This is a genomic window from Gemmatimonadota bacterium (genome assembly GCA_016209965.1).
Taxonomy (GTDB): Bacteria; Gemmatimonadota; Gemmatimonadetes; order Longimicrobiales; family RSA9; genus JACQVE01.
Genome location: JACQVE010000305.1, coordinates 1 through 5,874, shown reverse-complemented (window position 1 = coordinate 5,874; position 5,874 = coordinate 1). Strand labels below are relative to the sequence as shown.

At 70.9% G+C, this 5,874-nt stretch carries 5 protein-coding genes; 4 read left to right on the top strand and 1 reads right to left on the bottom strand.

The features are described 5' to 3' along the window. Positions 1-764, bottom strand: a 764-nt coding sequence (locus HY703_12020; protein ID MBI4545916.1) for a molybdopterin-binding oxidoreductase, incomplete at its 3' end; no start/stop codon positions are given. Between the two features lie 157 nt (positions 765-921). Between HY703_12020 and HY703_12015 the strand changes: the two genes are divergently transcribed. The 4 genes from HY703_12015 to HY703_12000 all read left to right on the top strand — a co-directional run bounded on the left by HY703_12015 (position 922) and on the right by HY703_12000 (position 5,233). After that, on the top strand, positions 922-1,242 hold the full coding sequence (locus HY703_12015; GenBank protein MBI4545915.1) for a metal-sensitive transcriptional regulator: 321 nt from the start codon (positions 922-924) through the stop codon (positions 1,240-1,242). Positions 1,243-1,363: 121 nt separating this feature from the next. Further along, positions 1,364-4,069: a copper-translocating P-type ATPase gene (locus HY703_12010; protein MBI4545914.1), complete on the top strand. Its 2,706-nt coding sequence runs from the start codon at positions 1,364-1,366 to the stop codon at positions 4,067-4,069. Between the two features lie 237 nt (positions 4,070-4,306). Next, the gene (locus tag HY703_12005) at positions 4,307-4,522 is read left to right on the top strand and encodes a heavy-metal-associated domain-containing protein (protein ID MBI4545913.1); all 216 of its coding nucleotides are present in this window, start codon (positions 4,307-4,309) and stop codon (positions 4,520-4,522) included. Positions 4,523-4,726: 204 nt separating this feature from the next. Beyond that, positions 4,727-5,233 carry a MerR family DNA-binding transcriptional regulator gene (locus HY703_12000; protein ID MBI4545912.1) on the top strand — a complete coding sequence of 169 codons (507 nt, stop codon included), beginning with the start codon at positions 4,727-4,729 and terminating at the stop codon, positions 5,231-5,233. Positions 5,234-5,874 lie beyond the last annotated feature (641 nt).

Sequence of the window (5,874 nt, the reverse complement as noted above, 5' to 3'; positions counted from 1 at the left end):
GTCAGCTCGGGACGAGTGCCCGGGGCGGGCTGGACGGGATCTGCTGCGTTGGGGAGCGCATTGCGCTCTGACCAGGGAACCCCGGCGGCAGCGCCGGCCGACCGGCTGCGCCGGTCTGCCACCAGCGCTCCCAGCCCCGCGCCCAGCACCGTTATGGTAGCGGTGGCCTCTCCTACCCGCAGGATGAAGCGACGCCGGCTGATGGCCTCGACCACCGGCCCCGCAGCGCTGGCTTCACCTGCGGGCCGGGCAGGTTGGCGGGGCAGCAGCCGTGGGAAGCTCCAGCCCAGAACGGCCCCCCACGCAGCCAACAGCACGACCACGCCGAGAAAGTACCCGATGCCCGCGCCGGCGCCGGGTCGTGAGATGCTTGCGGCAACCGCTCCCAGGCACACGCCCAGCGCGCCGCCCAGCGCGGCCCCGCTGTAGGCAGGGTGCAGCGGGGAGGGGCGGTCCAGCCAGGCGTAAAGAAACGCGCCCGCGAGAGCGCAAACCAGCACGAACATGCCAAGCGCCAGGAGTTGCTCGGCATTCTTGGCCGCCGCCGAGGTCTCGCCCACCGGGAGCAGCCGGAGCACCGAAACCATCAGGTCGATGCCGAAGGTCACCACAGGCCCGGGCAGCCGGCGCGCCATCCAGTCGAAGAGATCAAAGGGCGGGAAGGAAAGCTTTGCTACCTGCCGGAGCAGGTAGAAGATGGCCAGCAGCGGAAGCGCAAAGCCAGCGCCCCCCATGGCGCCCGTCCCGACGGCCGACCACTTCATAAGGATTTCACGAGCTGCGTGCGCGTGCTGCGGACTGCCTCTTGAGGATAAGCGTGGCCTGGTCGTGCGCGCCAGCCATTGGCGCGGCGGCCCAGGTACTTGACAATCTCCCTTACGGCTGCTATGCTGGCCGCATTATAGAATAGGGGGGTATGGCATGGAAACGAGCATAGAGGGGCGGGTCACCCGCAAGGCACGGGCGGTGGACGTGGAGCTGCAGGCGCAGGCGCTGGCCAGGCTGAAGCGCATCGAGGGGCAGGTTCGCGGGCTGCAGCGCATGGTGGCGGAGGGGCGCTACTGTGCGGACGTCCTGACGCAGGTTTCCTCGGTGCACGAGGCCCTGCGGGGCGTTGGGAAGCTGCTTATGCGCAATCACCTGGAGCACTGTGTCACGGATGCGCTTCGTTCGGGCGAGGCGCTGGAAGCCGAGCGCGCCTATCAAGAAGTGCTGGAGCTGATGTACAAGCATGCGCGGTGATGGGCCTGGAGGTGGGCGGTGAGATCGCCATTATGGGCCGCGAGCTGGACGTGATGGGCGTGCTCCGGGGGCTGAGCGGCGCAACGGCGGCCGAGGTACGAGATGCACCGAGGACGGATTCATGAGCCAGCAGGCATCGACTGTTGAAGACCAGGCGCGGCCGGCCTCCAGCGCCGGCGGCGCTGCGCGCCTGACCATCCCCATTACGGGCATGAGCTGCGCGGCGTGCGCGGCGCGCATCCAGAAGAAGCTGGAGCGGGCGGCGGGCGTGCGGGAGGCGGCCGTCAACTTCGGTTCCGAGCGGGCAACAGTGCTCTATGATCCGGCGGCAACGGATGCTGCCGGGCTGGTCGAGGTGGTTCGTGGCACGGGGTACGACGCGCGTTTGGCGGAGGCGGTGCTGCAGCTCGAGGGTTTCGAGTGGGCGGTCTCAGGCGAGCGAGTCGAACGCGAGCTACGCGAGCTGCCGGGGGTGGTGGCTGCCAGCGTCAACCTAGCCAGTGGTCAGGCGCGGGTCGCGTACCTGGCGGAGGCGACGTCGCCCTCCGACCTGGCCGGCGCGGTGGAGCGTGCGGGCTACCGGCTGGCGGAGCCGGTGGCGGCGGCGGACCCAGTGGAGCGGGAGCGGGCGGTGCGGGCGCTCGAGTACCGCCGGCTGCGCCGCAAGTTCTGGTTCTCGGCCGTGGTGGCGGCGCTGGCGATGGCGGCCTCGATGCCGCTGATGATGGAGGAGACGGCAGCCCGGCACGCGGACCTGTTCCTGCGGCTGACCATGCCGCTCTCCGGCGCGCTCGCCCGGACGCTGCCCTGGCTCTACGCGCTGGATCCCGGCGTGCTGCGCTGGGCGCTGCTGCTGCTGACCACGCCCGTGGTGCTCTGGGCGGGCCGCCAGTTCTATCGCGGGGCGTGGAGCGGCGTGCTGCACGGCACGGCCGACATGAACACGCTCATTGCCGTGGGCACGGGCGCGGCCTACCTGTACAGCGTCGCGGCCACAGCCGCGCCGGGCGTGTTCACGGGCGCCGGCCTCGCCCCGGATGTCTACTACGAGGCGGTCGCGGCCATCATTGCCCTGATCCTGCTGGGCAAGATGCTGGAGGCGCGGGCCAAGGGGCGCACGTCGGAGGCGATCCGCCGGCTGCTGGGGCTCCAGCCCCGCACGGCGCGCGTGCAGCGCGGCGCCGGTGAGCTGGACATCCCGGTGGAGGAAGTCGCCGTAGGCGACGTCGTCCTGGTCCGGCCGGGCGAGCGCGTCCCCGTGGACGGCCGAGTGCTCGAGGGGCGAAGCGCAGTGGACGAGTCGCTGCTCACGGGCGAGGCGCTGCCGGTGGAGAAAGCTCCGGGCAGCGAGGTGGTGGGCGGCACGATCAATGGCAGCGGCGCGTTCCGCTTCCGGGCCGAGCGGGTGGGGCGCGACACGGCGCTGGCGCAGATCGTCCGGCTGGTCGAGGCGGCGCAGGCGACGAAGGCGCCCATCCAACGGCTGGCCGACCGCGTGGCGGGCGTCTTCGTCCCCATCGTGATCGGGTTGGCGCTGCTCAGCCTTGCTGGCTGGCTCGTCTTCGGGCCGGCGCCTGCGCTCCCCTTTGCCGTGGCCGCCATGGTCACGGTGCTGATTATCGCCTGCCCTTGCGCCATGGGGCTGGCCACGCCCACAGCCGTGATGGTGGGAACGGGTGCGGGTGCGGAGCGGGGCGTGCTCTTCCGGGGCGGCGACAGCCTCGAGCTGGCGCATCGCATCCGCACCGTGGTGCTGGACAAGACGGGGACCATCACGGAGGGGAAGCCGCGGGTGGTGGACGTGATCGCCGTGGCCTCGTCCGCACACCTGGGCGCGGCGAGTGGGCGACACGGCGACGCCGCGGCCGGCGGCTCCGCCCTGGAGGACGGCGTGCTGGACCCCCCGTCGCCCCGTCGCCGCGTCGCCCCTTGGGGTGGGGAGGCGGAGCGGAGGCTGCTGCGCCTGGCCGCAGCCGTCGAGCGGGCCTCCGAGCACCCGTTGGCGGCAGCAGTAGTCGAGGCGGCGCGGGAACAGGATCTGGCGCTGGCGGAGCCGGCGGAGTTCGCCTCGTTTGGCGGCCGGGGCGCAGAGGCTGTGGTGGAAGGGCGACGCGTGCTGGTGGGGAACCGCGCGTTCCTGGAGGAGCGCGGCGTGGCGACCGCCGCTCTGCAGCAGGCGGCCGAGCGCCTGGCTGCAGCGGCCCGGACGCCGGTTCATGTGGCAGTGGACGGCGCGGCCGCCGGGTTGATCGCGCTGGCCGACCCGGTGAAGCCGGGAAGCCGCAGGGCGGTCGCGCGGCTGCGGCGGCTGGGACTCGAGGTGGTCATGCTGACGGGCGACCATCGCCGCACGGCCGAGGCGATCGGCCGCGAAGTGGGCATCACCAGAGTGCTGGCGGAAGTGCTGCCCGTGGACAAGGCGCGTGAAGTGAAGCGGCTGCAGGAGCAGGGCGCCGGCCCTGTGGCCATGGTCGGCGATGGTGTCAATGACGCGCCCGCGCTGGCGCAGGCCGACGTGGGCATCGCCATCGGCACGGGCACGGACGTGGCGCTCGAAGCGTCCGACATTACCCTGGTCAGCGGCGACCTGAGCGGCATGGTCACGGCCATGCGCCTCTCGCGCCGCACCATGCGCATCATCAAGCAGAACCTTTTCTGGGCGTTCTTCTACAATGCGTTGGGCATCCCCCTGGCCGCGGGCGCGCTCTACCCGCTCTTCGGCGTGCTGCTCTCGCCTGTGGTGGCCAGCGCGGCGATGGCCTTCAGCTCGGTCAGCGTGGTGGGTAACTCGCTGCGGCTGCGGCGCGCGGCGCTGCTACCGGAATAGCCGCGGCGAGCGCGGGCCTCCTCGCCTGCGGCGGGGGCGGATGGCGTGGGCTGGGGTTGAGGCGCGGATCGGATTTGGCCAATCAGAAAAGGCGGCAGACTCCCCACCCTTGTGGCGCCCACTGGACGATCTGTAGCTTGCTGGTCGAATTCGGGCGTGAGCCCGAGAAAACTCAGCGGTGTCCCGGCGAGCTACTTGGCGGTCGGACCCATGTCTGCGAATCGGAGGTAGCGGAGCATGGCGACGGTGAAGCTCTGGGTGCGAGGAATGAGCTGCGACCATTGCGTGCGCACCGTGACCGGCGCGCTCGAGGGGGTGGAGGGCGTACGGAGTGCGCGGGTCGAGCTGGAGGCGGGCCGCGCGGTTGTCGACTACGACGAGGCGCGTACCACGCCCCGTGAGCTGGTGGGCGCCGTCATGGACGAGGGCTACGCGGCCGAGGAGATGCCATGACGCAGAAGGCGCGCACCACGGAGTCGAAGACCACCGATCACGCGGCGATCCGCGGGATCATGCACCAGGCCCGGGACCGGCTTACGGTCCCCGACCGCGCCAAGCTGGCCGTGGGCCTGATCGGCCACCTGGCCACGTTCATGAACCGGCGCCAGATGGAGCGGCTGCTCGATCAGCTCCGGGAGGAGGCCGAGCGGGTGCAGGATGTGCCGCCCCGGCGCGTGCAGGAGGACCTGGAAGCCGAGATCGAGGCCCGTCTATTCGGCGGCGAGCCTGCGGCGAAAGCCGGGCGGCGGGGCAAGCCCCCCGAGCCGGAGCTGGAGGAGAAGTTCTTCGAGGGACAGTAAGGGGGACGCGGCGACACGGCGACTGGGCGACACGGCGAGTTGGGTAAGCACAGCGGGTAGGTCGGCCCGGTTGGCGGGCGTTACGCCCGAGGCGATCCGCTACTACGAGCGTGAGGGTCTTCTGTCCCGCCCCGCCCGCACCCCGGCCGGCTACCGGCAGTACGGGGAGCGCGAACTCGCGGAGCTGCTGTTGATCAAGCGGGCCCGCCGCGTCCCGCCTACGCGCTCGGCGTCCAGCCCGGCCGCGTGGGCGGACCGACCAGCATCGCTACCTCGACAGCGACCCGGCGCGGCTCGCACGGCTTGCTCAGGTAGCCATCCCAGTAGCGCTGCGCCTCACCCCTGCCAATATCGTGGACCGTGACCGCCAGAATCGGAATGTCGCGCGTCCGCTCGTCCTGTTTCAGCAGCTCGGTGGCAGTCCAGCCGTCGCACACCGGCATCGCCATGTCCATCACAATGGCAGCCGGGTGGAGCTGCCGGGCCAGCCGCAGCCCCTCCAACCCGTTCTCCGCTTCGATCACCCGGTATCCACAGTGGCGCAGCACCGTGGCATACAGGATGCGCGTATCCTCGTCGTCCTCGACGACCAGTACAGTCTTTTCTTCCATGACACCCAAAGGTTAATCGGAGGATAAAGGCGAAAAATCGCCACGCAAGAGGTGTGCCGGGCGGTGCGGTAACGCCCCGGCGGGTCGCCACCGCGGTGAAGCTCGCTCACCTCCGCTGGCTCGCCTCGCCCCCGGCCCGACATGTGCATAATTCCCGCAGCGCTTCGCCGTTGGGGGCGGAGCCGCAGGCGCGGGGCACCCGGGCTTCTCACTGCGCCGCAAGACGGGGGTTGGCGTGCGCTGGGACTTCTGACGTAGGGTAGCGCCGGGCTCGCGTGTCTCCTATCCTCACGGTGACCCGAACGGGGTGCCCCCGTGCATCGCTCCATCGTTTTCTCTGCCCTCGCCGTCGCGGCTCTCTGCCTGGCCGCGCCGCCACTGGCCGCGCAGTTGG